The organism is Mesorhizobium kowhaii, assembly GCF_042431665.1.
GTDB lineage: Bacteria > Pseudomonadota > Alphaproteobacteria > Rhizobiales > Rhizobiaceae > Mesorhizobium > Mesorhizobium kowhaii.
On record NZ_JBHLYT010000032.1, the window covers coordinates 39914 to 65403 of the forward strand.

24 protein-coding genes and 1 pseudogene are annotated in these 25490 nt (G+C 62.5%); 19 read left to right on the forward strand and 6 right to left on the reverse strand.

From position 1 onward, the window contains the following. Positions 1-1122, reverse strand: a complete 1122-nt coding sequence (locus ACFFNA_RS19170) for a DUF1217 domain-containing protein (RefSeq protein ID WP_378920721.1) — start codon at positions 1120-1122, stop codon at positions 1-3. Between the two features lie 147 nt (positions 1123-1269). On the opposite strand from ACFFNA_RS19170, the gene motA reads away from it, so the two are divergent. From motA to ACFFNA_RS19200, 6 genes are read left to right on the forward strand one after another with little or no spacing between them, the layout of a single operon-like run. Beyond that, complete coding sequence (gene motA, locus ACFFNA_RS19175; protein ID WP_111547819.1) at positions 1270-2145, forward strand: flagellar motor stator protein MotA; 876 nt, start codon at positions 1270-1272, stop codon at positions 2143-2145. A 32-nt stretch (positions 2146-2177) separates the two neighbouring features. Beyond that, the gene (locus ACFFNA_RS19180) at positions 2178-3125 is read left to right on the forward strand and encodes a FliM/FliN family flagellar motor switch protein (protein WP_378920723.1); all 948 of its coding nucleotides are present in this window, start codon (positions 2178-2180) and stop codon (positions 3123-3125) included. A 17-nt stretch (positions 3126-3142) separates the two neighbouring features. Further along, positions 3143-3529, forward strand: a complete 387-nt coding sequence (gene fliN, locus ACFFNA_RS19185; RefSeq protein ID WP_378920725.1) for a flagellar motor switch protein FliN — start codon at positions 3143-3145, stop codon at positions 3527-3529. A gap of 43 nt (positions 3530-3572) precedes the next feature. Continuing rightward, positions 3573-4583 (forward strand): flagellar motor switch protein FliG, encoded by a 1011-nt coding sequence (locus ACFFNA_RS19190; RefSeq protein ID WP_378920727.1) that lies wholly within the window; start codon positions 3573-3575, stop codon positions 4581-4583. 9 nt (positions 4584-4592) lie between these two features. Continuing rightward, the gene (flhB, locus tag ACFFNA_RS19195) at positions 4593-5675 is read left to right on the forward strand and encodes a flagellar biosynthesis protein FlhB (protein WP_378920729.1); all 1083 of its coding nucleotides are present in this window, start codon (positions 4593-4595) and stop codon (positions 5673-5675) included. After that, positions 5672-6109 (forward strand): BspJ family T4SS effector nucleomodulin, encoded by a 438-nt coding sequence (locus ACFFNA_RS19200; protein WP_111547824.1) that lies wholly within the window; start codon positions 5672-5674, stop codon positions 6107-6109. Before flhB ends, ACFFNA_RS19200 begins: the two co-directional genes overlap by 4 nt. A gap of 139 nt (positions 6110-6248) precedes the next feature. Here the strand turns inward: ACFFNA_RS19200 and ACFFNA_RS19205 are convergent, their stop codons facing one another. Together ACFFNA_RS19205 and ACFFNA_RS19210 are read right to left on the reverse strand one after the other, a co-directional pair. After that, entirely contained in the window at positions 6249-7019 is a 771-nt protein-coding gene (locus tag ACFFNA_RS19205; RefSeq protein ID WP_378920731.1) for a helix-turn-helix transcriptional regulator, read from the reverse strand. After that, positions 7016-7726, reverse strand: coding sequence for a helix-turn-helix transcriptional regulator (locus tag ACFFNA_RS19210; protein ID WP_378920733.1), 711 nt, complete (start codon positions 7724-7726; stop codon positions 7016-7018). The genes ACFFNA_RS19205 and ACFFNA_RS19210 overlap by 4 nt, the downstream gene beginning before the upstream one ends. Before the next feature lie 434 nt (positions 7727-8160). On the opposite strand from ACFFNA_RS19210, the gene ACFFNA_RS19215 reads away from it, so the two are divergent. Next, a complete protein-coding gene (locus tag ACFFNA_RS19215; RefSeq protein WP_378920735.1) occupies positions 8161-8322 on the forward strand; it encodes a hypothetical protein in 162 nt (53 codons plus the stop codon). 63 nt (positions 8323-8385) lie between these two features. Next, the gene (locus ACFFNA_RS19220) at positions 8386-9579 is read left to right on the forward strand and encodes a TMEM43 family protein (protein ID WP_378920737.1); all 1194 of its coding nucleotides are present in this window, start codon (positions 8386-8388) and stop codon (positions 9577-9579) included. A gap of 39 nt (positions 9580-9618) precedes the next feature. Here the strand turns inward: ACFFNA_RS19220 and ACFFNA_RS19225 are convergent, their stop codons facing one another. Both ACFFNA_RS19225 and ACFFNA_RS19230 read right to left on the reverse strand, forming a co-directional pair. Further along, on the reverse strand, positions 9619-10650 hold the full coding sequence (locus ACFFNA_RS19225; protein ID WP_378920739.1) for a histone deacetylase family protein: 1032 nt from the start codon (positions 10648-10650) through the stop codon (positions 9619-9621). A 23-nt stretch (positions 10651-10673) separates the two neighbouring features. Next, a complete protein-coding gene (locus ACFFNA_RS19230; protein WP_378920741.1) occupies positions 10674-11507 on the reverse strand; it encodes a TetR/AcrR family transcriptional regulator in 834 nt (277 codons plus the stop codon). Between the two features lie 78 nt (positions 11508-11585). Here ACFFNA_RS19230 and ACFFNA_RS19235 point away from each other — a divergent pair, with 78 nt between their 5' ends. The 10 genes and pseudogenes from ACFFNA_RS19235 to ACFFNA_RS19280 all read left to right on the forward strand — a co-directional run. After that, the gene (locus tag ACFFNA_RS19235; RefSeq protein WP_378920743.1) at positions 11586-13265 is read left to right on the forward strand and encodes an amidohydrolase; all 1680 of its coding nucleotides are present in this window, start codon (positions 11586-11588) and stop codon (positions 13263-13265) included. A gap of 140 nt (positions 13266-13405) precedes the next feature. After that, positions 13406-14506, forward strand: coding sequence for an ABC transporter ATP-binding protein (locus tag ACFFNA_RS19240; RefSeq protein WP_378920745.1), 1101 nt, complete (start codon positions 13406-13408; stop codon positions 14504-14506). Positions 14507-14508: 2 nt separating this feature from the next. Further along, positions 14509-15429 (forward strand): ABC transporter permease, encoded by a 921-nt coding sequence (locus ACFFNA_RS19245; protein WP_378920747.1) that lies wholly within the window; start codon positions 14509-14511, stop codon positions 15427-15429. Then, the gene (locus ACFFNA_RS19250) at positions 15422-16222 is read left to right on the forward strand and encodes an ABC transporter permease (protein WP_378920749.1); all 801 of its coding nucleotides are present in this window, start codon (positions 15422-15424) and stop codon (positions 16220-16222) included. Before ACFFNA_RS19245 ends, ACFFNA_RS19250 begins: the two co-directional genes overlap by 8 nt. Before the next feature lie 24 nt (positions 16223-16246). Further along, entirely contained in the window at positions 16247-17281 is a 1035-nt protein-coding gene (locus ACFFNA_RS19255) for an extracellular solute-binding protein (RefSeq protein ID WP_378920751.1), read from the forward strand. A gap of 69 nt (positions 17282-17350) precedes the next feature. Then, complete coding sequence (locus tag ACFFNA_RS19260) at positions 17351-18547, forward strand: serine hydrolase domain-containing protein (protein WP_378920753.1); 1197 nt, start codon at positions 17351-17353, stop codon at positions 18545-18547. Positions 18548-18723: 176 nt separating this feature from the next. Next, the gene (locus ACFFNA_RS19265; protein WP_378920755.1) at positions 18724-19905 is read left to right on the forward strand and encodes a serine hydrolase domain-containing protein; all 1182 of its coding nucleotides are present in this window, start codon (positions 18724-18726) and stop codon (positions 19903-19905) included. A 136-nt stretch (positions 19906-20041) separates the two neighbouring features. Next, complete coding sequence (locus tag ACFFNA_RS19270) at positions 20042-22366, forward strand: Tex family protein (RefSeq protein ID WP_378920813.1); 2325 nt, start codon at positions 20042-20044, stop codon at positions 22364-22366. A 149-nt stretch (positions 22367-22515) separates the two neighbouring features. Continuing rightward, entirely contained in the window at positions 22516-22995 is a 480-nt protein-coding gene (locus ACFFNA_RS19275) for an SMI1/KNR4 family protein (RefSeq protein ID WP_378920757.1), read from the forward strand. Positions 22996-23038: 43 nt separating this feature from the next. Next, positions 23039-23243, forward strand: a pseudogene (locus ACFFNA_RS19280) (hypothetical protein); the annotation flags it as partial. Here ACFFNA_RS19280 and ACFFNA_RS19285 read toward each other — a convergent pair. Beyond that, on the reverse strand, positions 23156-24049 hold the full coding sequence (locus tag ACFFNA_RS19285; RefSeq protein WP_378920759.1) for a LysR family transcriptional regulator: 894 nt from the start codon (positions 24047-24049) through the stop codon (positions 23156-23158). The pseudogene ACFFNA_RS19280 and the gene ACFFNA_RS19285 overlap by 88 nt on opposite strands. A gap of 149 nt (positions 24050-24198) precedes the next feature. Between ACFFNA_RS19285 and ACFFNA_RS19290 the strand changes: the two genes are divergently transcribed. Then, complete coding sequence (locus ACFFNA_RS19290) at positions 24199-25389, forward strand: acyl-CoA dehydrogenase (protein WP_111542691.1); 1191 nt, start codon at positions 24199-24201, stop codon at positions 25387-25389. Positions 25390-25490: the final 101 nt, after the last annotated feature.

Sequence of the window (25490 nt, forward strand, 5' to 3'; positions counted from 1 at the left end):
TCAGAACCTCAACTTCTGCATGGCCATCATCAGGTCGGTGGAGATGCCGACCGTGATCGGCTGGGAAAACAGCACGCTGACCGAGGAGACGGCCGATGAGGTCGGATTGTTTATCTCGTACATACTGGTGAAGCGGGTCAGGAACTTGCCGAGCTTCTCGGGGTCGGAGAAATCCGAGATGTCGAGTTTCTGCTCGAACAGCTGCGCCTGCTTGTCGATGTTGGCGGTGGCGAAGGAATCGGGCAGCCCGAGCGCGGTGCGCACGACGCTGGCAAGGGCGGTGTCGGCCAGCACGTCGTACCAGCTGGTGATGGTCGGCGCCTTGCGGTCGAAATAGAGCGCCAGCCGCACGCCTTGATTGGACTGGCCGGCATCCTCTTCGAGGGTCTGACGCATGTACTTGTCGACGGTCGGCTGCTGCGCCGGATTGATGGTGGTGGTGTTTTCGCCATAGGCTTCGAAGTTGAAGGCTGAGGCCAGCGCGGCGTAGGTCTTGTCCGTCATCTGGTTGGCGACGCTGTCGGGGTCACTGACGCCACCCTGCAGAACCCGCTTGATGAGATCCTTGTCCTCCGTCGCCGCATCGAGGCCGAATGACGCGAGGGCGTAGGTGTAGAGCCGGCTGTTCGACATCAGGTCGTCGATCGACTTCACCTTGGTGATGTTGGCGAGATAATATGTCGTCTCGCCCTTCACATAGTCGGAGTTCGGATCGAGGCCGGCGATTTTCGCCTGCGTGGCGTAGTTCTTGGTCACCATCTGCTGCGTCTTGTTGTAGATGGTCGCATCGGCGCCGTTGGCGGCGAAGTTGAAAGCGCTGACGAATTCGGCGTAGCGCTTGTCGGTCAGCTTGTTGGCAAAGCTGTTGGGATCGGAGACGCCTTCCTTCAGCGCCTTGACCATGAAGGCCTTGGCGTAGTCCATATCCTCGAGCCCGTAGGCCTTCATGGCATATTTGAACAACCGGTCATTTTTGACGAAATCGTCGATCGATTTCACCTTGGTGATGTTGTCCAGATAATATTTGGTATCGCGGTCAACGACGGGCTGCTGCTCGATCCTGTCGAGCGACTTTGAAATGTCCTTGGTGATGAGCTGGTAGCTGGTAAATGTACTGAGCAAAGACGTGCCTCCGGCCGAAGCTATGTCAGCACAATACCCCCACTTCCTTGCGCGAAACTGAATCGGATCGAGCGGCTTCGATTCAAGCCTCACACAAGGCACGGGGGCTATTCCTTGCTCCTGTTGTGAAATGCGGAAGGACCTATTGTGGGCATTCTGATTGGACTTGTGGTGACGCTCGGCTGCGTCCTTGGCGGCTTCATGGCCATGGGCGGCCATCTTCATGTGCTGGTCCAGCCGTGGGAAGCCGTGGTCATCTGCGGCGCCGCGTTCGGCACGTTTCTGGTGGCCAACCCGATGAAGACGGTCAAGGACACCGGCAAGGCCATCCTCGAGGCGTTCAAGCAGGCGGTGCCGAAGGAACAGAACTACCTCGAAACGCTCGGCGTGCTGCACAGTCTGATGCGCGAACTGCGCTCGAAGTCGCGCAGCGAGGTCGAGGCGCATATCGACAATCCCGAGGAATCGGCGATCTTCCAGGCCTTTCCGACCGTGCTCAAGAACCACGATTTGATGAATTTCATCTGCGATTACTGCCGCATCATCATCATTGGCAATGCACGCTCGCACGAGATCGAGGCGCTGATGGACGAGGAAATCCAGACCATCAGGTCCGACAAGATGAAGGCCTATCACGCAATGGTGGCGGTCGGTGACGGCTTGCCGGCGCTCGGCATCGTCGCCGCCGTGCTTGGCGTGGTCAAGGCGATGGGCGCGCTCGACCAGTCGCCGGAAATCCTCGGCGGCCTGATTGGCGCGGCCCTGGTCGGCACCTTCCTCGGTATCTTCCTGTCCTACGCGGTGGTCGGGCCGGTCGCCACCAAGATCAAGACGGTACGCGAGAAGAACAACCGCCTCTACATCATCGTCAAGCAGACGCTGCTGGCCTACATGAACGGCGCGCTGCCGCAGGTGGCGATCGAGTTCGGCCGCAAGACCATCTCGTCCTATGAACGGCCAACGATCGACGCCGTCGAGCAAAGCACGATGAACACCGGCTCCGTCGAAAAGAAGGCCGCCTGAACGATGCGCGACAGATCGGTCCCAGCACTGTCATGACCAGTCCGGGAAGCCCCTCGGAAGCCCGCTCGCTAATCATCGAGCGTCTTGTCGGCGATAGCGGCGAGGCCGCCCAGGTCATCGGCACTGGCCGGGCCATGGCCGAGCGCGCCGCGCCGCTGCTGCAGAAGAGCCTGACCAGTGAGCTTGGCGTTCCGGTCACCGTCGATCTCAGGGCCGTCGAGGTCAGCCGCGTCTCGGAGGCGCGCTCGCGCGCCGGCGATACGTTTGCCATGACCATTGTCGCATCATCCACGTCCTCCGATGCCATGACCCTGGTGATCGATGCGCCGGCGATCGCGATCATGATCTGCACGCTGTTCGGCGGCGACCCGGACCTGCCTGTCTCGCCGATCGAGCGCGATCTGTCGCAGATCGAAATCGATGTCTCGACTATGGTGTTCCAGCAGGTCGCACAGGCCCTGAACGGGTCGGGACGGCGCTCGCTCGACCTGCGCCTGCCTGTGCCGCGGGCGATGTCGGGCACCGAGGCGAAACGGCACGTGCTTCGCGATGGCGCGGCAATCCGCATCGTTCTTGGCATCTCGACGCCGGCCGACAGCGGCACCGTCACGGTGATGATGCCGCAGCGTGTCGTGCTGGCCAGCCGGGACAGTGCAGTCGCCGCCGGCGAGAACGATCAGGGTGCCAGCTGGCGGGCGCGTTTTTCGGAAGAGGTGATGCGCTCCACGGTGGCGCTCGAGGCCACCATGCCGCTGGCCCGGCTGACGCTCGGCGACCTCGCCGGTTTCGAAATCGGCCAAGTCATCGAATTCGAGGAAACGGCGCAGTCGCAGGCGCGTCTCAGCGCGCGCGGCAAGACGCTGTTCGTATGCGAGTTCGGCAAACTCGGTCAGAATTACACCGTCCGAATCAGGCATCCCTACGATGCCGGGCAGGACTTTATCGACGGGCTGATGCCGGCTGCCGCCGGACGCGCCTGAGCATTTGGAGACGACGCATGGCCAACACCAAGGCGGAAGCCGACCTCGACCAGCCGGACGAGCAGCTCGACCGTGCCATCGAAGAATTGCGCGGGGTCCTGCATGAAGAGGAAAAGCGCCCCGATGCGGCGTTCAGGGCCGCTTCCGGTGCCAATGCGAGCGTCATCATGAACATCCCCGTCGATGTCCAGATCATCCTCGGCAGTACCGAGATGCCGGTCTCCGACCTGATGGCGCTGCAGAAGGGTTCGACGGTGGCGCTCAACCGCCGCATCGGCGAACCTGTCGACGTCGTGGTCAACGGCCGCAAGATCGCGCGCGGCGAGATCACCGTGCTGGAAAGCGATCCGTCGCGCTTCGGCATCAGGCTGACCGAAATCATCGCCGGCACGAAGGGCGCCTAGACATGGATTGCGGGGCTTGCCGGTGGCAGCGGAGGCGAGAGGCATGACGACGCCGGTGACCTTGACCCGCGCGCAGAAGGCGGCCGCCATATTGGTGGCGATGGGCAAGCCGTCGGCCAGCCGTCTTTTGAAATTCTTCAAGCAGGAAGAACTGAAGGCGCTGATCGAGGGCGCCCGTCTGCTGCGGACCATTCCGCAAAGCGATCTCGAGCGCATCGTCGCCGAGTTCGAGGCCGAGTTCACCGAAGGGGCGGGACTGCTCGATTCCGCCGACAGGATGGACACCATCCTCAATGAATCGCTCTCGCCCGAAGAGATGAGCGCCATCATGGGCGACAAGAAATTCGAGGTCGCACCGGAAGGCCCGCCGCCGATCTGGCCCGAACTCGAAAAGCTCGAACCGGCGCGGCTTGGCGCCTTCCTGGCTGGCGAGCATCCGCAGACCGCGGCCATGGTGCTGTCGAAGCTGGCGCCGCAAGTGGCGGCGAGCGTGCTCCTGACGTTGACCAAATCGACGCGCGGCGAAATCATCAAGCGCATGGTGACGATGGCCAATGTTCCGGACGCCGCTAGCAGGATCGTCGAAAACCGGCTGCGCACCAGCGTGCTCACGGAAACCTCGACCAAGGATACCTCGGCTGGTCAGGCGCGCGTCGCCAGTGTTCTCAACGAACTGGACAAGCCGCTGCTCGAGGAGGTCATGCAGGATCTGGAGGCCGCCGGCACGCCCGATCTCGACGGCGTCCGGGCCCGCCTGTTCGCCTTCGACGACCTGCCGCTTCTGACCCAGAAAGCGCGGGTGCTGCTGTTCGACGGGCTGTCGACCGAACTGGTCACGCTGGCCTTGCGCGGCGTGCAAGCGGGACTTGCCGAATCCGTGCTGTCGGCGATCGGCGCGCGGTCGCGGCGCATGATCGAAGCCGAACTCGGACAAGGGTCGGAAGGCATTCCGCTTGCCGACATTACGGCGGCGCGCAAGACGATCGTGACGACGACGATCCGGCTGTCGCGCGAAGGCGCCTTCGAACTTCCCTCGACCCAGAACGCGGCCTAAGGCCGCGACATGGCTGACGCGGTCGACAAGGACTCGAAAACCGAAGAGGCGACGGAAAAGAAGATCCGCGACACCATCGAACAGGGCAAGCTGCCCCATTCGCGGGAAACGGCGCTGCTGGCATCCTTCGTCGCCATACTGGTATTCACCGTCTTCTACGCCAAGGACGCGGTCATCGATCTCGGAATGTTTCTGTCGATGTTCCTGGAGAAGCCGGAAGCCTGGCCGATGGACACCGAGACCGACGTCATCGCGCTCTACAAGGTCGTCCTCCTGGAGGTGGGTCGCGCCGTCGTCAGCCTGCTGGTGCTGTTGACCGTTGCCGGTGTCGGCGCCTCGGTGTTCCAGAACATGCCGCAATTCGTCGGCGAGCGGGTCCGGCCGCAACTCTCGCGCATCTCGATTGCCAAGGGCTGGAGCAGGCTGTTCGGCATTCAGGGTTGGGTCGAGTTCCTGAAGGCGCTCGGCAAGGTCGGTTTTGCCATCGTCGTGCTGAGCTTCACGCTGTCGGAAGACCACCGCAAGCTGCTCGCCGGCATGATCACCAATCCGATTGCCTTCGGCCTCGTCATCCGTGGCATCGCCGTCGACATTCTGGTGGCGATCGTCTTCGTCATGGGGCTGATCGCGGCGGTCGACATCGTCTGGTCGCGCTTCCACTGGAAGCAGGACCTGCGCATGAGCAAGCAAGAGGTCAAGGACGAGTTCAAGCAGTCCGAGGGCGACCCGATCGTCAAGTCGCGGCTACGCTCGCTGGCGCGCGACCGGGCGCGCAAACGGATGATGACGGCGGTGCCGCGCGCGACACTGATCATCGCCAACCCGACGCACTTCTCGATTGCGCTGAAATATGTGCGCGACGAGGATTCGGCGCCGATCGTGCTGGCCAAGGGGCAGGATCTGGTGGCGCTGAAAATCCGCGAGATCGCGCGGGAACACAACATCCCGATCTTCGAGGACGTGGCGCTCGCCCGCTCCATGTACAAGCAAGTTTCGGTCGATAATGTGATCCCGTCGCAATTCTATCAGGCCGTCGCCGAACTGGTGCGGGTCGTCTACTCGAAAAAGGCTGAGCGCAGACAGATTTCATGAACCGGCAACCGCACGCAAATTCCCGCGAGATCATCGTCGCCAGCGCCATCGAGCAAGTGGTGGGGGAACTCCGACTGATCGATGTCGCCGATTACATCGCCTTCATCCGGCTGGAGCATTTCGCGTGCCTGTCGGATCTGGTCGATTCAGCGGTGGAGCTGTTCTTCATGCCGGGCACGCTGCGGCTCGGCCATGGCGGCGAGGCGCATGTCGACTGGAGCGGCAGCCCGCGCATCGTGCTCGATCTGGAACTGAGGCCGCCCGGTGTCACCGTCTATTTTCAGCTGACGCTGAGCGAGCTCGGCGCTTCGGTGGTGGTCAACTACGTGTCATTCGAGAAGCCGGGCGAAGACCCGGAGCACAACACGGCCCTGCTCGAGGCGGTGATCGAACAGGCGCGCATCCGCAAGGTCGAGCCGCTGGCCTTTCGCTGACATCGGTCGCTTCCGAGCCTTAAAGCGCGTCGCGTCGAAACGGATTCATGCGACGTGCTTTAAGCCTGTTTCTATGCATGCCGCTGTCCCGGGGCCACTTTTGAGCGACATGCATTAGCCGCAAGATCCTCGAATTGCCCTATTCGATAAGCCCCAGCCGCAATGCCTTCGCCACGGCCTGGTTGCGGTTGACGGCGTTGAGTTTCTGGGTGGATTGGGTCAGGTACTGGTTGGCGGTGTGCACCGAAAGCTTCAGAAGCCGTGCGATCTCCTCGCTGGTGTTGCCATTGGCGGTCAGCTTCAGGCATTCGAGCTCGCGCTTTGAGATCGCGCGCATGCGGCCGGCATCGCTCGGGCGGATGCGGGCGACAGCGGCGAACAGTGAAAAGCAGCGGGCGTGGATCTCGTAGAGTGTATCCTGCGGCAGGGCGATCTCGGACCCCAGGAAGACAACAAGGCCGCATTGCCCACGATCGGCATGGACGGGGAAGGCGATGCCGCTCGTGCCAGGCGCCAGCGGCGCCATCTGCTCGGTCCAGGCGAGATTGCCGAACGTCTCCGCCATGGCGGCGACACCGTCGTCCGTCCACCAGCGCGGCTCCGTCGAGTTGCGGGTGTGGCGCACGATCTCCTCGCCATTGGCGCCTGAAATGAACTTGGTCGCCACCGCAATGCCGGGATAGTCGGAATCGAGGCAAGGGACGAGCCGTGCCCGTTCGGGCGACGGGCTGACGAAGAACAGGCCGAAGGCCGAGGCGTTGATGTCGACGGCGATCCAGCGACAGCGGCGCACGGCGTCTGGAATGGTGACGGCGTGATGGGTCTCGGAGCCGAGCGAGAAGGCGCCGAACGGATTGCGCTGCTCGTTGAAAAGGGCTTCGGCAGCCTCCTTGATATCGGCCTGTTTCAAATGATGCCGCTCCTGATCGCCGTGGCGATGGCCATCGCGCGGTTGCTGGCCGCGAATTTCTGGATGGCGTGGGTGATGTAGCTGTTGACGGTGTTGGAGGAGACGCCAAGGATGACGGCGACCTCGTCGGTGGTTTTGCCTTCCGAGACCCAGAACAGGCATTCGCGCTCGCGGTCCGACAGCGGATCCTGCATGGCGGCGGCGGCAATCAATTGCGGGATGTGCGAGAGCGCGTAGCAGCATTTCAGCTGCGCCCTCATCAGCGCCGGCTGGTCGATGCTGCCGGCAGCCGCTGCCGAGAACAAGGCGAACAGACGCTGGCGGCCGACATTCAGCTTGAGCGAATAGACCTCGGCATGACCGAGCACATCGAGAAGGCGGGCCTCCTCGCCGGTGACCAATCCGTCTGTCTCGGGCGCCTGGGATGCCACCAGCGGTCTCGGGCGAATGCCGGGGGCGACAGTGAGCGCACCTTGTGCAAGCCCGGCGATCAGCCGTTTGCCGATCAGCTCGATGGCGTCGAAAATCCAGTTGGACGAAACGATTCGCGCATCGTTGCGGTCTTGGTCGTGGACAATGGCAACCAGCATGTAGCTGTCGGCACCGATCTCGGCGGTCAGCTGCATGAAAAAGCTTGTGAGATCACCGCGCGACGTCAGGCGCGAGCCCAATGTATCGGATTGAAGAAGCGCGGCGGGACTGCTCATTCTTGTTGCTTTTGGCCGGAATCGTTTCTGCTGTCCGGATGCTGGGTGCCAGCCGCCGAACCCGAATACGCACTACTTTAACGAAGACACACGCGTGGCGCAGGGCTGCGCCAACCAGATCCGAATCCATTCAGGGAACGCGAAGCCGTCCGCGTCTGGTGCCGGAAAGCTCCGGAACAAGAGACTTTGGGTGGTTGCCGCGCCCCCCAAGGACCGGCTGATTCGGGTCTAATCTATCCGCAGTTGAATCTGACATCAAACGCGATTTGACAAAATCGAATCCGGTGGACTCGCATGCGACTCAGAGGCGGGCTCCCGAGCCCTTTCACCGCCGTTGGGTCGCGGAAACGCCGACACGAAAAAGCCAGACGTTGTTGTTATCTTGCCGTATCGAGGGCCAATCGATTCCGATAGGCTTCCGCTGACCGGCAGGGATGGGCGTCCCTTCGGTCGGACTGGGCGAGATGGGCAGCGCCTGTTCGCGGCCATCGGCATGGGGGGTGATCATGAAGCGGGTTTTCCTGGCGTTCACGGTGGTGCTTGCGATCTTGAACGGTGTGTGGGCGGCAGCCCCCGCGCAGATCCACGCCGATTGATCGGTTCAATGCGCGGCCGCCGGCCGCGCGCAAATCTTGGCACTGTTGGTTTCGGGGGAAACGATGAGCGATTCATTTCGGGAAGTTACATCCGTCTCGTGGTTCGGGCGGATCAAGCGCGCGGTCGGCGGGGTTATCTTCGGCCTGCTGCTGATCGTGCTCATGGTGATCGGCCTGTTCTGGAACGAGGGCCGCGCGGTGCAGACGGCACGCTCTTTGGCCGAAGGTGCCGGCGCTGTGGTTTCTATCGACGCGGGTAGCGTCGATGCCGCCAATGACAGCAAGCTGGTGCATGTCAGCGGGCCGGTGACGGCGGACAGCGGCTTGTCCGACCCGGATTTCGGTATCGCGGCGCAAGGGCTGCGACTTTCGCGCGACGTCGAGATGTATCAGTGGAAGGAAGAGTCCAAATCCGAGACCACCAAGAAACTTGGCGGCGGCGAAGAGACGGTGACCACCTACAGCTATTCGAAGGTGTGGGATGACAGCCAGATCGACTCGTCGGATTTCAAGAAGCCGGACGGCCACCAGAATCCACCGATGGCGATCCACAGCCGGACCTTCCAGATTCCGGAAGGCAAGCTTAGCGCTTTCACGCTCGACACGCCGGTGCTCGATCGCATCGAGGGTGACAAGGACTATTCGCTGTCGGCCAATCAGTCAGCCGCGATAAAGGCCGCTTATGCCGGCAGCAGGCCGCTGAGCATCGTCGACGGCAAGATCTATCTCGGTGCCGACACGACAGCGCCGGCGCTGGGCGACTACCGAATCGGTTACGAACTGGCGCCGCTCGGCGTGGTCAGCATCGTGGCGCGCCAGGCCGGCAGCCGGTTCGAACCCTACCAGACAGTGGCCGGCGACGAATTGCTGTTGGTCGACCCCGGCACAGTCCCGGCCGACAAGATGTTCGCCGAAGCGGTCTCCGAGAACACGCTGATCACCTGGCTGCTGCGCGCTGCCGGCCTGCTGTTGCTGACGATCGGCTTTGCCCTGTTCCTCAGCCCGATCGGCGTGATCCTCGACGTCATTCCATTCCTTGGCAGCATGGCGCGGATGGGAACCGGCATCATCGCCTTTTTCCTGGCGATCCTGGTCGGCACGACGACGATCGCCATCGCCTGGTTCTGGTATCGGCCGGTGCTGGCGGTGGGCATCCTGGCAGCCGGCGTCGTCGCGGCGGCGGTAGTCTACTATCTCGGCCGCTCACGCAAGGCAGCCGCACCAGCGGTCGTGCCGGGCACCGGCACCGCTACCTGATCGCGAGAGCCGGGCGGCATTGCCGCCCGGTGTCGGCTGTTACCTGTCTTCAAATCCGGTCAGCACGCCGACGGCGTTGACGCCGATCTCCTCGACGGCATAGCCGCCTTCCATGACGAACAGCGTCGGCAGGCCGAGCCTGGCGATGCGGCGGCCGATCTTGGGATAGTCGGATGTCTTCAGCTTGAACTGGCTGATCGGGTCCTTCTCGAAAGTGTCGACGCCGAGCGAGACGACGACGACATCCGGCGCGTAAGCGGCAAGCTTGGCGCAGGCATCTTCAAGCGAGGCATTCCAGCCGTCCCAGCCGGTGCCGAACGGCATGGGATAGTTGATGTTGAAGCCTTCGCCGGCGCCGGCGCCACGTTCGTCGGCATGGCCGAGGAAGAAGGGATATTCGACCATCGGATCGCCATGCAGGTTGATCACCTGCACGTCGGCGCGGTCATAGAAGATTTCCTGCGTGCCGTTGCCGTGGTGGTAGTCGACATCGAGGATGGAGACGCGGCCGGCGCCCTGGTCGCGGAACCATTGCGCGGCGACGGCGGCGTTGTTGATGAAGCAATAGCCGCCCATGAATCCGGCACCCGCATGATGGCCCGGCGGGCGGCAGAGCGCGAAGGCGGACGCCTCGCCGCCCTTGACCAGGCCGGCGGCGGTCAGCGCCACGTCATAGGACGACTTGATCGCGGCCCACGTGCCTGCGACGAAGGTGGCGCCCGCATCGAAGGAATAATAGCCGAGCAGGGCGTCGATGCGCTTTGGCGGCACGTCGCCGCGCAGGCCGCGCGTGGGCCAGGTGAAGGGCATCGCCGAACCCTTGAAGCCGGCCTCCGTCCATTGCGGCCAGACCGTCGGCAGGAAGTCGATGTAGTCGGCCTTGTGGATGCGCTTGGCGGCGGCAAGATCGTGCTCAAGCGGCAGGACGATCGGACCCAGCTTCTCGCTTTCGACCCGCGCCCTGATGAATTCGGCCCGCGAGGGCATTTCGAAACCCGGCACGATGGCGCTTGTGACAAGCTCCATTTGGCCAGCATGGCCAGCATGAAGCGGCGAATAGACAGTCTTCATAGAATTCCTCTCGAAGTACGAAATTAGTCAAGATCGAGATAGGGGCTCACCAGAGCGAGCCACATGGTTTCCACATCGTCCTCGATGAGGTCGAACGTCCTGCGATCTTTTTTCAGCCCCACAAGCCGGCAGACGTGCCCGACCTCCATCATCACCACGCCGAGCCGGCCGGCGATCTTGTCTTCAAGAGCCGGGTTCACATGCTGCAGCCATGCGGCGTAGAGGGCGATGATCTGGTCGTCATATTCGTTCTGGATCGGCCTGAGGTCGGCGTTGCCTGAAATAGCCTCGATCACCGGCATCAGGCTGGCGTTTTCGAGATAGAGCCTGGACGTGTCGATGAAGAGCTTGCGCACTTCCTGCCGAAACTCTTCGCGGTTGGTGGGCGGGGTGACCTTGATGCGCTTCGCGATCACCTCGGGAAAGGATGACAGCCAGCGCCGGGCGAGGTCCAGAAGAATGGCTTCCTTGTTGGGAAAGTATTGGTAGACCGAACCGACCGACAAGCCTGCGCGCTGCGCAATGGCGAGCGTCGTCGGCGTCTTGGTTCCTTGCTCCCGCGTCAAGATCAGCGCCGCGTCCAGAATCCTGTCGACCACCTTGCTCGACCGTTGTTGTCGCGGCTGCTTGCGCGGTTCGAGCGCTATCCTGGTTTTGCGGTCGAGACTGCGCTTCACTGCTTGATGTCCCCGTTCCCCGCCCGGTCCAACACACGCGGTGGGTGCTGTCCACAATACATTCCAAATTCCGCATGTTGACAAACGCGAATGATTAGTCGCATTCTTTATCCACGCTGTCCTTAGGGATAACAAGGGGAATTTCGAAGACAGCGCGCTGGCATCATTTTTTTGTCCCATAGCGCCGCTCCGGTGGAGTGGCCGGTCGTGGGCACAGGGTTGTCGGTCTCAGTCAGTCGTCAAAAGCGCGGAGTCGCGATGTCTGTCACGGGTGCGGGTCATAATGCCGATCTGATCGTCATCAACGGTCGTGTTCTGACCATGGACGATGGCAATCCCGCCACCGAGGCTGTTGCCGTCAAGGACGGCGCCATCATCGCCATTGGCAGCCGCGCCTCCATCGAAGAGCTCAAGGGACCGGCCACCAAGGTCATCGACGCCAAAGGCGGTTCAGTGATCCCGGGCTTTATCGAAGCCCACATGCATCTGTTTTCAGGCGGGGCTGAACTTGCCCACCTCCAACTCACGGGTATTCACGGGTTCGAGGCGTTGCAAAAGGCGATCCGCGATTATGCGCCAACGCGGCCGGATGCGAAAATGCTGGTCGGGCAGGGCGTCGACTACACAGTGCTCGGCAGTGAGCGGGTGACACGTCACCATCTCGACGCCATTTTGCCCGATCGCCCGTTCTGCATGGCGGCGCCCGACCATCACACAATGTGGGCCAACACCAAGGCGCTGGAAATGGCCGGCATCCTGCACGGGCGCACGCTTGGCCCCGGCAACGAGATCGTCATGGGCGATGATGGCCTGGCTGGCGGCGAATTGCGCGAGGGCGAAGCGTTCGGTCCGGTGCTTGACCTTGCCGGCGAAAGCCGGGTGCGGCTGGGCCTGGCGACCGGCGGCGAGCCGGACCCGATGCCGACCGCGGCCGAGCGGGCCGCCGACCGCGATATCATGCGGCGCGGGCTGGCCTGGTGCGCGCGCCACGGCATCACCTCGATCCAGAACATGGACGGCAATCTCTATCAGCTTGAGCTGCTGGCCGAGATCGAAGCCGAGGAAGGGCTGCCCTGCCGCGTGCAGATACCGTTCCACTACAAGAATTTCATGACGCTCGACATGCTCGACAAGGCGTCCGATATGGCCGAGCGCTACAACAGCGAGTGGCTGTCATCGGGCATGGTCAAGGTGTTCTACGACGGTGTGCTGGATTCCTGGACGGCTGTCATGGTCGAGCCCTATGCCGACCGCCCGGACTGGGTCGGCGAGCCGTTGTTCACGCCGCAACAATTCATCGATCTGGCCGTCGCCGTCGACAAACGCGGGCTGCAGATTGCCGTGCATTCGATTGGCGACGGCGCCGTGCGCGCGGTGCTCGACGGTTACGAAGCGGCGCAGAAAGCAAACGGCAAGCGCGACAGTCGCCACCGGATCGAGCACATCGAGGTCACCACCACCGCCGACGTTCCGCGTTTCGCCGAACTCGGCGTCATCGCTTCCATGCAGCCGCCGCACCCGCCTGGCGCCATGGATTTTCCGCTGGAGCCGACCGTATCGCGCATCGGGCCGGCGCGCTGGCCGTTGAGCTATGCCTGGCGGACCTTGAAGGATGCCGGCGCGCGTGTCGTCTTCGCGTCGGACTGGCCGGTGTCGCCGGTCGATCCGATCCTGGGCATTCAGGCGGCAGTGTTGCGCAAACCGTGGGCAGAAGGCGATCCGGACCAGAGTTTCTCGCTGCATGAATCCCTCGCCGGTTACACAGTCGAAGGCGCCTATGCCGAGTTCGCCGAGCACCGCAAAGGGTTGATAAGACCCGGCTACATGGCCGATCTGGTGGTGCTCTCGGCCGATATCGAGGCAACCGCGCCGGAGGCGTTGCACAAGGTGCATCCGGTGACGACGATCTGTGGCGGCAAGCTTACCTATCAGGCCTGACGATGGCATGAGACTTGCTAGCCAAAACTACGAATTGAACTGTGATTCAATGCCGGGCTTGCCAACATACCGGCCTTGTGTTCACATCAAACAGGGGACAACTCCGCCAGCAAGAGCGGGGTCAACAGTGAGGCGTAATCGTGCCGGACAAACCGGATCGGAATGCGATTGAAGTTGTCAAAGTAAGCAAAATTTTCGGATCAGGAGAGGGGCAAGTCGCTGCCCTCGACACGGTCTCAGTATCCATCCGCGAGAATGAGTTCTTCACGCTGCTCGGCCCGTCCGGCTGTGGAAAGACGACGTTACTGCGGCTGATTGCCGGCTTCGACTTTCCAACCGCCGGCGAAATCCTGCTCTATGGCCAGGACATCGCGCCGTTGCCGCCGTTCAAACGGCCGGTCAACACCGTCTTCCAGTCCTATGCGCTGTTTCCGCACATGACGGTCGCCGAGAATATCGGCTTTGGCCTAGAGATGCTGGGCAAGCCGAAGGCCGAGATCAAGGCGCGCGTCGACGCGATGTTGAAGCTGGTCAAGATGGAAGCGCTCAGCGCGCGCCGCACCAGCCAGATCTCCGGCGGCCAGCAGCAGCGCGTGGCGCTGGCTCGCGCCTTGGCGCCGCAGCCCAAGGTGCTGTTGCTCGATGAGCCGCTCTCCGCGCTCGACTACAAGCTGCGCAAGGAAATGCAGATCGAACTGAAGCGGCTGCAGCACGAGACCGGCATCACCTTCATCTTCGTCACCCACGACCAGGAAGAAGCGCTGACCATGTCGGACCGCATCGCGGTGATGTCGGCGGGCAAGATCCTGCAGGTCGGCACGCCGCGCGACATCTATGACCGGCCGTCGGAACGCTTCGTCGCCGATTTCATCGGCGAGTCGAACTTCCTCAAGGCTGAGGTGGTTGGTGTCTCAGGAGGCCGGGCAACGGTAAAACTGTCGTCGGGCACGGAAATTCCGGCCTCGCTGCCGGAGGGCCTGGTTCCCCAGGGCAAGGTTACCATCGTGGTGCGCCCCGAACATGCGCAGTTGAGCGCCGCCAACTCAGGCGCTTCGCTGTCGGGCATGGTCGAGAACATCGTCTATCTCGGCACCGATACGCATTTCCATCTGCGCCTTGCCGATGGTGAGCCCTTCATCGTGCGGCGTCAGAACAGCCGTGGCACCGGCGACGGAATCGTCCAGGGCGGCAAGGTCGGCATCCTGATTGGCGGCGACGCCGCTCAGGTCTTGAAGGACTGACGATGGCGACCGCAGAGGAAGTCGCCAAGGCAGCGGAACGGCGCGATATCCGTGACCGCTGGCTTTTGTCAGCGCCAGCGCTGCTGATCATTTTTCTCGCCGCGACCGGCCCGTTGCTGATCGTGCTCGTCTATTCGTTCCTGACGCCAGGTTCCTATGGTGACGTGAAGTGGCAATTCTCGCCGGAAGCCTGGATAGCGGTGTTTCTAGAGCGCGATATCTTTGACGACACGCTTTCCGTTGCCGCAGCCCACGTCACCATCTTCCTGCGCTCGATCAAGCTTGCGGTGGTGACGACAATCGCCACTTTGGCGCTTGGCTTCCCGACCGCCTATTTCATGGCGACGCGCAGCGAAAAGACCCGCGATCTCTGGCTGTTCCTGATCACCATACCGTTCTGGACCAACCTCCTGATCCGCACCTTCGCGGTGCTGCAGATCATCCGCAACGAAGGCATCATCAACACGATCCTGCTCAAGCTCGGCATCATCTCGGCGCCGATCCAGATTCTCTACACCGATACGGCGATCCTGATCGGCATGGCCTATGTCTACCTGCCGCTGATGGTGCTGCCGATCTACGCCAGCATGGAAAAGCTCGATTTCCGCTTGGTCGAGGCGGGCTATGACCTCTACGCGACACGCTTCAAGGTGCTGCGGAAGATCATTTTCCCACTGGTCAAACCCGGCGTCATCGCCGGCTCCATCCTGGTCTTCATTCCAGCACTCGGCGCCTATGTGACGCCAAGCGTGCTTGGCGGCGGCAAGAACATGATGCTGTCCAACCTGATCGAATTGCAGTTCGGACAAGGCCGCAACTGGCCACTTGGCTCGGCGCTGTCGATCGCGGTGATGATCATCGTCATGGTGGCGCTGCTTGCCTATGTGCGCAATGCCGGCAAGTCGGGGGTGCGTCATGGCTAGTCGCTTTTCCACCAAGCATCAGCCGGGTTTCACGACGATCGCTGCGACCTGCTTCATCGTGCTCTACCTGCCGATCGTCGTGCTCGTCATCTACGCCTTCAACGCCGCGACATCGACCTCCGAATGGGGCGGCTTCTCGTTCAAATGGTTCCAGTCGGCGTGGCAAAACACCCAGGTCATCGATGCGACACTGCGCTCGTTCCAGATCGGCGCCATCGCGGCGGTGTTCTCGACCATCTTCGCCACCATGGCCGCGCTCGCCACGACACGCACGGCCCCCTATCCGGGTCTGACGTTCAAATACGCGGCGATCAACCAGCCGCTGATGGTGCCCGAGATCGTCACCGGCGTGGCGCTACTGATCTTCTTCTCGCGCATCAAGATCTTCACCGGTTATTCCGGCCTTGGTTACCTGATCGCCGCGCACACGGCCTTCTGCATTCCGTTCGCCTATCTGCCGATCCGGGCGCGGCTTGAAAACATGGACCTGACGCTGGAGCGTGCCGCCGCTGATCTTTATGCGACGCCGTGGCGAACCTTCAGGCGCATCACGCTGCCGCTGCTGTGGCCCGGCATTCTGGCCGGCCTGATGCTGGCCTTCGTCATCTCGCTCGACGATGTTGTCATCACGGAATTCGTCAAATCGGGCGGCCAGGATACGCTGCCCACCTACATGCTCGGCCAGATACGCCGCGGCATAACACCTGAGATAAACGCGATATCGACCGTGTTCCTGCTCTTGTCGGTCGCTATCGTGACGTTGTTCTTCTTCATCAGCAGGAAACGCGACTAAATCTGAAAAATGGGAGTTAACACCATGAACTGGAAGACAACAGCGACCGCCATGGGGTTGGCGCTGCTCGCATCGACGAGCCTGGCTCGCGCCGATGGCGAACTGAACATCTACAATTGGGGCAACTACACCAGCCCCGACGTGATCAAGAAGTTCGAAGCGAAATACAACATCAAGGTGACCATCACCGACTACGATTCCAACGACACCGCACTCGCCAAGGTTCGCCAGGGCGGCACCGGTTTCGACATCGCGGTACCGTCACAGACCTACGTGCCGATCTGGATCGAGGAAGGCCTCGTTCTGGAGACCGATCCAGGCAAGATGGAAAACTTCAAGAATGTCGCGCCGGAATGGGCCAATCCCGATTTCGACCCGCGCCGCAAATATTCGGTGCCGTGGGCTCTGGGCACTGTCGGTGTGGTCGTCAACACCGACGCCTACAAGGGACCGGCCGACAGCTGGGGCATCATCTTCAACACACCCGACGAGCTGAAGGGCAAGGTCAATGTCGTTCCCGAAATGAACGACGTGATCTTCGCGGCGATCAAGTATGTCGGCGGCCAGCAGTGCACCACCGACAAGGAAGTGCTGAAGAAGGTGCGCGACACGCTTGTCGCGGCCAAGCCGAACTGGATCGCGATGGAATACAACACCATCGAAAAAATGGGCGCCGGTGATTTCAAGGCGACCAGCGACTGGAACGGGTCGGCGCTGCGCCAGCGGCTGGCCAATCCGGCCATCCACTACAACTATCCGAAAGAAGGCTTTGGCCTGTGGAGCGACAATGTGGTCGTTCTGAAGGAAGCCAAGAATGTCGAGAACGCCAAGCTGTTCCAGAACTTCATCATGGATCCGGAAAACGCAGCAGGTCTCTCGGCTTTTCACCGCTACGCCAACGCCATCACCGGATCGGACAAGTACATGCCTGCCGACATGAAGGATGCACCGGAAGTTGTCATTCCGGCGGCCGACAAGCCGCATGCCGAGTTGCAGCAAATGTGTGCTCCGGAAATCCAGGACATCTACACCAAGATCTGGACCGAACTGCAGAAGTAACTGCGTTTCGACGGACCCGGCGGCACACGCCGCCGGGTCCGTTTTGATGTTCACCGGGGCTTGGCTTTCATGGACTCCTATCGCAATTCCGATCCGCGGCCGCCGATCATGCAGGGCTCGCCGCCCGCCATGGTGGTTCCCAAGCTCGACTGGGACCGGCCGCCGTGGAACCGCTGGGCGTTCCAGCACATCCGCGAATTCCTGCCGACCGCCGAAGTCTGGCGCGGCAATGGCCATCGCCATCGCTTCGACCGCGCCGAGGTTGATCTCGACGGGCTGGTGGTCGAAGACAGCACGGGGGCGCCGACGACGCTCGCCGGGCTGCTCGACGAGACCTATACGGACGGCTTCCTGGTGCTCAAGGACGGCAGGATAGCCTATGAGCGCTATTTCAACGGCATGGGCGAGCGGTCGCTGCATCTGTCGCAATCGATGGCGAAATCGGTCACCGGCTCGGTGTTCGGCATATTGGTCGGCCGCGGCCTGATCGGTCCGGCCAGGCCGGTGACCGACTACCTGCCGGAACTCAGCGTCACCGGATGGGCGGGAGCTAGCGTCCAGCACGTGCTCGACATGACGAGCGGGGTGCGTTTTTCCGAGGCGTATACCGACCGTTATTCGGACATCGGTCAGGTCGATGTCGCGACCGGCTGGAAACCGGTGCCGCCGGGCAGCGATCCGGCCTTTCGTTGGCCCTCGCACATGTTCGATCTGATCCTCGGCCTCACGGAAACGATCCGCCCGCATGGTGCTGCCTTCGAATATCGCTCGATCGAGACCGATGTGCTCGCCTTCATCATGGAGCGGGTAACGGGCAAGCGTCTACCGCAGCTGGTTTCGGAAGAGCTCTGGCAAAAGCTCGGCGCTGATGAAAGCGCCTGTTTCACCGTCGACAGCGCCGGCTATGCGGTCGCCGATGGCGGCTTCAACGCGACGCTGCGCGACTATGGCCGCTTCGGCCAGCTGATCCTCGACAATGGCGGCGGCGTGGTGCCGGCCGACTGGATCGAGGCGACGCGCAACGGCAGGCACGGGCCGGACTTCAACCCCAGCCTGCCCGAAGGCAGCTACCGCAACCAGTTCTGGATCGAGGATCCGCGCTCGCGCGCGCTGATGTGCCGGGGCGTGTTCGGACAGATGATCCACATCGACTGGAACACCCGTATGGTCGTGGTGAAGCTTTCGACCTTTCCGGATTTCAGCAATGTCGGCTATTCGGTGGCGACGGTGAAGGCCGTGCACACCATCGCCGCCGCGCTCGACTGAGAGGCTGTTTGGAAACTCACTCCAGCGGCCATCTAGCGGCGTTTTCTGCGCTTCCGGTGCTCATGGACCCGAATGTCCGCTCCGCTCCGGTTCTCGAAACCACCGCCATATGACTCGCCGGAGCGAGTTTCGAAACAGCCTCTAAGAAACCCAAAGAAGACTTGGAAGGAAGCGCCATGACCGGCAAGACCGCGTTCGAGACCCGATACGGCTTCCGTCGCAATGAGGTGTTGCTCGCCAACTGGCGCGAAAACCCGTTCAACCGGTGGTCGTTCCAGAATCTCGGCGAACTGGTGCCGACGGCGCCCGTGACGGCCTCGCCTGATAGTGTCGAGGCGCCGGTGCGGGATCTTGGCGGGTTACTCGAAAACAAGGTCACGATCGCCAGCGCGCCGGAGACGGTGGCTGAATTTCTCGCCCGCTCGAGCACCGACGCGCTGACGGTGTTGAAGGGCGGCAAGGTCATCGGCGACTGGTTTGCGCCGCATATGGATTTCGGCGCCCGCCACATCATCTTTTCGATCAGCAAGTCGCTGACCGCCATCGTCGCCGGCATACTGGAAGGCGAGGGGGTGTTCGACCCGGAAGCGCCGGTGGCGGCCTACATCCCGGAAGCCGTCGGTTCGGCCTATGGCGATGCCAGCGTGCGGCACGTGCTCGACATGAGTGTCAGTCTCGATTTCGAGGAAGCCTATCTCGATCCGGAAAGCGCCTTTGCCCGCTATCGCCGCGCCACGCTGTGGAACCCGGGCGGCGGCACCGAAAGCCTGCGCGAATTCATCCTGACCTTGCAGCGCCTTGCCGAGCCGCATGGCCAGACCTTCCGCTACCGCTCGCCCAATTCCGACCTGCTCGGCATCCTGCTCGAGCGCGCCTCCGGCCAGCGTTTCACCGACCTGATGCGCGAGAAGCTCTGGCTGCCGCTTGGCGCTGTTAGCGAAGCCTCGATCGGCGTCGACATGGAAGGCACGGCGCGCACCGCCGGCGGCATTTCGGTGACGCCACGCGACCTGGCGCGTGTCGGCGAGATGATGCGGCAAGGCGGCATGGCCAATGGCCGGCGCATCGTGCCCGAAGCCTGGGTGCGCGACACCACCAGCACCGGCGGCAGCACGGATGCCTGGCAGCGCGGCGCGATGCTGCCGCTGTTTCCCAAGGGTCGTTATCGCAACAAATGGTACCAGACCGGTGCCGAAAACGGAGCCTATTGCGGCATCGGCATCCACGGCCAATGGCTCTATGTCGATCCGAGGACCGAAGTGGTGATCGCCAAGATGTCGTCGCAGCCGGAGCCGGTCAACGATCCGCTCGATATCGAGATCGTCGCCTTCCTCGACGCGCTGAGCCGGATGGTCTGATCCTTCCCAAGCCGTCGCAATAGCGCGCGAGCGCGTGCTTTCCTGTGGACCCGCCGGGCTGATGAAAACGCGGCGGTTGGCGGACTGAATGTCTGCGCCTATGGTCGCCGCTCTTTTCGATGAGAGCAGGAACGACATGGCATCCGACATCAAGCGCATTGCAGCCATCATCGCGGCCGAGATCACCGCGCGGCCCGAACAGGCGGCGGCGGCAATAGAATTGCTCGACGAGGGCGCGACGGTGCCGTTCGTGGCGCGCTACCGCAAGGAAGTGACGGGCGGGCTGGACGACACGCAATTGCGCCTGCTTTCGGAGCGTCTCGTCTATCTGCGCGAGCTCGATGCGCGCCGCGACACCATCCTTGGTTCCATCCGCGAGCAGGGCAAGCTGACCGACGAGCTTGAAGGCAAGATCACCGCCGCCACCACCAAGGCGGAGCTGGAAGATATCTATCTGCCCTACAAGCCCAAGCGACGGACCAAAGCCGAGATCGCCAGGGAGCGCGGGCTGGGGCCGCTGGCCGAAGCCATCCTCGCCGACCGTTCGCTGGTCCCGGCCGAACTGGCGCTGGCCTATGTCACCGAAGAGGTGGCCGACGCCAAGGCAGCACTCGAAGGCGCGCGCGACATCCTGTCGGAACAGTTCGCCGAGAATGCCGACCTGGTCGGCAAATTGCGCACGTACATGAAGGAACGCGCCTTCATGCGAGCCCGGGTTGTCGACGGCAAACAGGAGGCCGGCGCGAAATTCTCCGATTATTTCGACCATGTCGAGCGCTGGGCAAATGTGCCGAGCCATCGCGCGCTGGCGATGCTGCGCGGCCGCAACGAGGAAGTGCTGTCGCTCGACATCGAGGTCGATGCCGACGACACGTCACCGGTGAAGCCGGTCGAGCGGATGATCGCCAACGCCTATGCCATCGGCGGCAGCCTGCCGGGCGACCGCTGGCTGATGGAGGTGGCGGGCTGGACCTGGCGCATAAAACTCTCGCTGCACCTGACGCTCGACCTGATGCGGGATCTGCGCGAGCGGGCGGAAGAGGAAGCAATCCACGTCTTCGCCCGCAACCTCAAGGATTTGCTGCTGGCCGCGCCCGCCGGCTCGCGCGCCACCATGGGGCTCGACCCCGGCATCCGCACCGGCGTCAAGGTGGCGGTGGTCGACGGCACCGGCAAGGTGCTGACGACGACGACCGTCTATCCGTTTCCGCCCAGGAACGATGTGCGCGGCACGCAGGCGGAGCTGGCCAAGCTCATTCGCCTGCACAAGGTAGAGCTGATTTCGATCGGCAATGGCACCGGCAGCCGCGAGACCGAAAAGCTGGTCGCCGACATGCTGTCCGATATGCCTGCGGATGGTGGGCCGAAGCCGCTCAAGGTGATCGTCAGCGAGGCCGGCGCCTCGGTCTATTCGGCATCGGCGACGGCGGCGGCGGAATTCCCCGGTCTCGACGTGTCGCTGCGTGGCGCGGTGTCGATCGCCCGACGCCTGCAGGATCCGCTGGCCGAACTGGTCAAGATCGAGCCGAAGTCGATCGGCGTCGGCCAGTACCAGCACGATGTCGACCAGTACCGGCTTGGCCGCTCGCTGGAAGCGGTGGTCGAGGATGCGGTCAACGCCGTTGGCGTCGATCTCAACACCGCCTCGGCGCCGCTGCTGGCCCGCGTTTCGGGCCTTGGTGTATCGCTGGCCGACGCTATCGTCGCGCATCGCGACGCGACTGGACCTTTTGCCAGCCGCAAGGATCTGCTCAAGGTGCCCCGCCTTGGACCTCGCGCCTTCGAACAATCCGCCGGCTTCCTGCGCATTGCCAACGGCAGCGAGCCGCTCGATGCCTCGTCGGTGCATCCGGAAGCCTATGGCGTGGCCAAGAAGATCGTCGCCGCCTGCGGCCGCGACGTGCGCGCGCTGATGGGCGACAGTGCCGTGCTCAAGGCACTCGATCCGCGTGTCTTCGTCGATGAGCGTTTCGGCTTGCCGACGGTGCGCGACATCCTGGCGGAGCTGGAAAAGCCCGGCCGCGACCCGCGCCCCGGTTTCAAGACCGCGACCTTCGCCGACGGCATCGACGACATCAAGGATTTGAAGCCCGGCATGCTGCTGGAAGGCACCGTCACCAATGTCGCCGCCTTCGGCGCCTTCGTCGATATCGGCGTGCATCAGGACGGGCTGGTGCATGTCTCGCAACTGGCCGACCGTTTCATCAAAGACGCGCATGAGGTGGTCAAGGCCGGTGATGTGGTCAAGGTGCGGGTCGTCGATGTCGACATCAAGCGCAAGCGCATCGCCCTCTCGATGCGCAGGGATGGCGGCGAGGGAAGTGCATCGAGGGGCGGGCCACGTGACACCACGGGTGGCAAGCCAGCGCCGCGTTCGCCGGCGCCGCAGCGCCAGCGGGAACGGCCGGCGCAGCAAGGTGCGTTCGGCGCAGCACTGGCCGATGCGTTGAAGCGGAAGTAGTTGCTCTGCACAGACCCTAAGCACGCCCCTGTCCAACAACATTCAGTACAAAGAGCTAGGCCGTGAACCCATAGACTGGGACTCACCGAGATGGCTTGGGGAACGGTTCCCAAGCTGCTAAGTCTACTTCGCGTTGGAAGGTAGCGCGCATGTCACTTTCGCGATTCGTTGAGAAGTGGACCATCCCTAAATATCCCCCTGATTCAGTCTCAGAGGAGGATTTGGATGCTGCTGAGCAGCAGCTAGGCGTCTGCTTTCCCGAAGACTATCGACGAGCAGTACTTGACGTGGGGTTGCCTCGGCCCACAATCGCGCTTTTACATGCTATCGTCGAGCGTGAACTGGATCTGCATGATCTTGGTAACTTCTATTCTCCGAAGGAGATAGTTGAGGAAACGCTTGGCTGGCGTGAGATCGGGATGCCTGATCGGCTTGTCGCTATCGCGAGCGATGGGTCCGGAAACAAGTTCTGTTTCAATGCAGACCAGCTTGGCCGTGACAGCGCCGACATGCGGGCAATTTGGTTCTTCGATCACGACTTTGGAACCGTCGATGAGGTTGCGCCAAGTTTTCATGCCTGGATTGACGCCCTTTGCGACGTCGAGCCGTGGCATGAGGACCCGAGCTAAGTCCGCAACCGGTTTGTCCTGCGTAATTCTGATTCAGCATCGCCGGCGCTGGAAGCCCTGCTTCAGCAAACGGCTCTATCGCGAGCGCAACCTGATCGAGCGGTTCTTCTCCAAGCTGAAGCACTTCCGTCGCGCTCGCCGACAACTACCTCGCCATGGTTCAACTCGCCTCAATGTGCATCAGCAGCCAGTCGCGAAAGCTGGCGACCGGCGGATGGCCGCGCTTGTCGTGCGGGACGACGAGATAGTAGGCGCTGCGGCTTTGCATCGGCTGGCCGGGTGCTGGCACCAGCTGGCCGCGCTGCAATTCGCCTGCGATGAGGATCAGCGGCAAAAGCGCCACGCCGAGCCCCGCCATGCAGGCCTGAGCGGCGGTGCCGAACTGTTCGAACTGCATGCCCGGTCCGGTCGGCGCGCTCAGGCCCTGGTGCTCGAACCATTCGGTCCAGGCGCCCGGCCGAGTCGTCATATGCAGCAGCGGCAAGCGACCGATATCGGCCGGTGCGGCGATGGCGCGGCCGGCGAGGAATTCGGGCGACACGACCGGCGCCACCGTTTCGCGCACCAAGAGCGTCGAGTCGGCCTCCGGCCAGTCCGGCAGGCCGTAGTGAATGGCGGCATCCAGCCGCTCGCGGGCGAAGTCGAAGCGGCCGACGCGAGTGACGAAGTTGATGGTGATATCGGGATTGGTTTCGACGAAATCGGGGATCATCGGCATCAGCCAGCGCGTGCCGAAGGTCGGCAAGATGGCAAGGTTCAGGATGCCACTATGCCGATTGCTCATCAATCCAAGGGCGGCGTCACGCAATTGGCCGAGCGCTGACCGCACCGCATCGGCGTAGATTTCGCCCGCCGTCGACAGCCTGACATTGCGGCTGTCGCGTTCGAACAGCCGGCGGCCGAACTGATCTTCCAGCAATCTGATCTGCCGGCTGACCGCGCCCTGGGTCAGATCGAGTTCCTGGGCGGCGGCGGTGAAACTGCCGAGGCGGGCCACTGCCTCGAAGGCGGCAAGGGCGCTGATGTTGGGCAAAAGGCGGCGCTGGACACTCATGATCCATTACTATCGCTCATTGATCGGCGACGCAATTTCGTTTGATTTTTTCGGGCCGCGGGTCGATAAGCCGGGCCAAGATTTTGCTTCATGCATGTCGCAAAACCGCTGAATACTTTTGGGCGACATGCATTGATTGGGAGAGAGCCATGGCCGCCGACAAGAATGTATTCGTCTGGGAAGACCCGTTCCTGATCGAGGACCAGCTTTCGGAAGACGAGCGCATGGTGCGTGACGGTGCCGCGGCCTTCGCCGCCGACAAACTCGCGCCGCGGATCGAGGACGCCTATCTCAACGAGACCTTCGACACGGCGATCTTTCGCGAAATGGGCGAGGCCGGCCTGCTCGGCATCAACATTCCCGAGGAGTTTGGCGGGCTTGGTGCCAACTACGTGACCTACGGACTGGTGGCGCGCGAAGTGGAGCGCGTCGATTCCGGCTATCGCTCGATGATGAGCGTGCAGTCGTCGCTGGTGATGTATCCGATCTATGCCTATGGCTCGGAAGAGCAGCGCAAGAAGTATCTGCCCAAGCTCGCCAGCGGCGAATGGATCGGCTGTTTCGGCCTGACCGAGCCCGATGCCGGCTCCGACCCGGGCGGCATGAAGACGCGCGCCGAGAAGACCGCCAATGGCTACAGGCTCTCCGGCTCGAAGATGTGGATTTCCAACTCGCCGGTCGCCGATGTGTTCGTCGTCTGGGCAAAATCTTCAGCGCATGACAACCAGATCCGCGGTTTTGTGCTGGAAAAGGGCATGAAGGGGCTTTCGGCACCGAAGATCGGCGGCAAGCTGTCGCTGCGGGCTTCGATCACTGGCGAGGTGGTGATGGAAGGTGTCGAGGTCGGCGAGGACGCGCTGCTGCCGAACGCCAAGGGCCTCGGCGGTCCGTTTGGCTGCCTCAACCGGGCCCGCTTCGGCATTTCCTGGGGTTCGATGGGCGCCGCGGAAGATTGCTGGCATCGCGCCCGCCAGTACGGCCTCGACCGCAAGCAGTTCGGCAAGCCGCTGGCCGGCACGCAGCTTTACCAGAAGAAGCTCGCCGACATGCAGACCGAGATCGCGCTCGGATTGCAGGCTAGCCTGCGCGTCGGACGGTTGCTGGATGAAGGCAAGATGGCGCCGGAAATGATCTCGATCGTCAAGCGCAACAATTGCGGCAAGGCGCTCGACATCGCCCGCCAGGCCCGCGACATGCATGGCGGCAACGGCATCCAGATCGGCTACCACGTCATGCGCCACGCGCAGAATCTGGAAACCGTCAACACCTATGAGGGCACGCATGACGTGCATGCGCTGATCCTGGGACGGGCGCAGACGGGAATCCAGGCGTTTTTCTAAGCCGGCACACCCGCTTAAATTAGGTGCACCGCAACATCTCTGCTTGGAGAATGGCCGCCATTTGTGTCAGGGTTCAGCGAAATCGTTTGAAACGCTGAATT

What these genes read in the sequence shown, in the direction of transcription:
- ACFFNA_RS19200 (WP_111547824.1), top strand. Translation starts at nt 5,672, where the DNA reads ATGAACCGGCAACCGCACGCAAATTCCCGCGAGATCATCGTCGCCAGC.
- ACFFNA_RS19270 (WP_378920813.1), top strand. Translation starts at nt 20,042, where the DNA reads ATGGCATCCGACATCAAGCGCATTGCAGCCATCATCGCGGCCGAGATC.
- ACFFNA_RS19245 (WP_378920747.1), top strand. Translation starts at nt 14,509, where the DNA reads ATGGCGACCGCAGAGGAAGTCGCCAAGGCAGCGGAACGGCGCGATATC.
- ACFFNA_RS19235 (WP_378920743.1), top strand. Translation starts at nt 11,586, where the DNA reads ATGTCTGTCACGGGTGCGGGTCATAATGCCGATCTGATCGTCATCAAC.
- ACFFNA_RS19180 (WP_378920723.1), top strand. Translation starts at nt 2,178, where the DNA reads ATGACCAGTCCGGGAAGCCCCTCGGAAGCCCGCTCGCTAATCATCGAG.
- ACFFNA_RS19250 (WP_378920749.1), top strand. Translation starts at nt 15,422, where the DNA reads ATGGCTAGTCGCTTTTCCACCAAGCATCAGCCGGGTTTCACGACGATC.
- ACFFNA_RS19210 (WP_378920733.1), bottom strand. Translation starts at nt 7,726, where the DNA reads ATGAGCAGTCCCGCCGCGCTTCTTCAATCCGATACATTGGGCTCGCGC.
- ACFFNA_RS19285 (WP_378920759.1), bottom strand. Translation starts at nt 24,049, where the DNA reads ATGAGTGTCCAGCGCCGCCTTTTGCCCAACATCAGCGCCCTTGCCGCC.
- ACFFNA_RS19220 (WP_378920737.1), top strand. Translation starts at nt 8,386, where the DNA reads ATGAGCGATTCATTTCGGGAAGTTACATCCGTCTCGTGGTTCGGGCGG.
- ACFFNA_RS19215 (WP_378920735.1), top strand. Translation starts at nt 8,161, where the DNA reads ATGGGCGTCCCTTCGGTCGGACTGGGCGAGATGGGCAGCGCCTGTTCG.
- ACFFNA_RS19275 (WP_378920757.1), top strand. Translation starts at nt 22,516, where the DNA reads ATGTCACTTTCGCGATTCGTTGAGAAGTGGACCATCCCTAAATATCCC.
- ACFFNA_RS19230 (WP_378920741.1), bottom strand. Translation starts at nt 11,507, where the DNA reads ATGGGACAAAAAAATGATGCCAGCGCGCTGTCTTCGAAATTCCCCTTG.
- ACFFNA_RS19225 (WP_378920739.1), bottom strand. Translation starts at nt 10,650, where the DNA reads ATGAAGACTGTCTATTCGCCGCTTCATGCTGGCCATGCTGGCCAAATG.
- ACFFNA_RS19290 (WP_111542691.1), top strand. Translation starts at nt 24,199, where the DNA reads ATGGCCGCCGACAAGAATGTATTCGTCTGGGAAGACCCGTTCCTGATC.
- ACFFNA_RS19190 (WP_378920727.1), top strand. Translation starts at nt 3,573, where the DNA reads ATGACGACGCCGGTGACCTTGACCCGCGCGCAGAAGGCGGCCGCCATA.
- ACFFNA_RS19255 (WP_378920751.1), top strand. Translation starts at nt 16,247, where the DNA reads ATGAACTGGAAGACAACAGCGACCGCCATGGGGTTGGCGCTGCTCGCA.
- flhB (WP_378920729.1), top strand. Translation starts at nt 4,593, where the DNA reads ATGGCTGACGCGGTCGACAAGGACTCGAAAACCGAAGAGGCGACGGAA.
- ACFFNA_RS19265 (WP_378920755.1), top strand. Translation starts at nt 18,724, where the DNA reads ATGACCGGCAAGACCGCGTTCGAGACCCGATACGGCTTCCGTCGCAAT.
- fliN (WP_378920725.1), top strand. Translation starts at nt 3,143, where the DNA reads ATGGCCAACACCAAGGCGGAAGCCGACCTCGACCAGCCGGACGAGCAG.
- ACFFNA_RS19260 (WP_378920753.1), top strand. Translation starts at nt 17,351, where the DNA reads ATGGACTCCTATCGCAATTCCGATCCGCGGCCGCCGATCATGCAGGGC.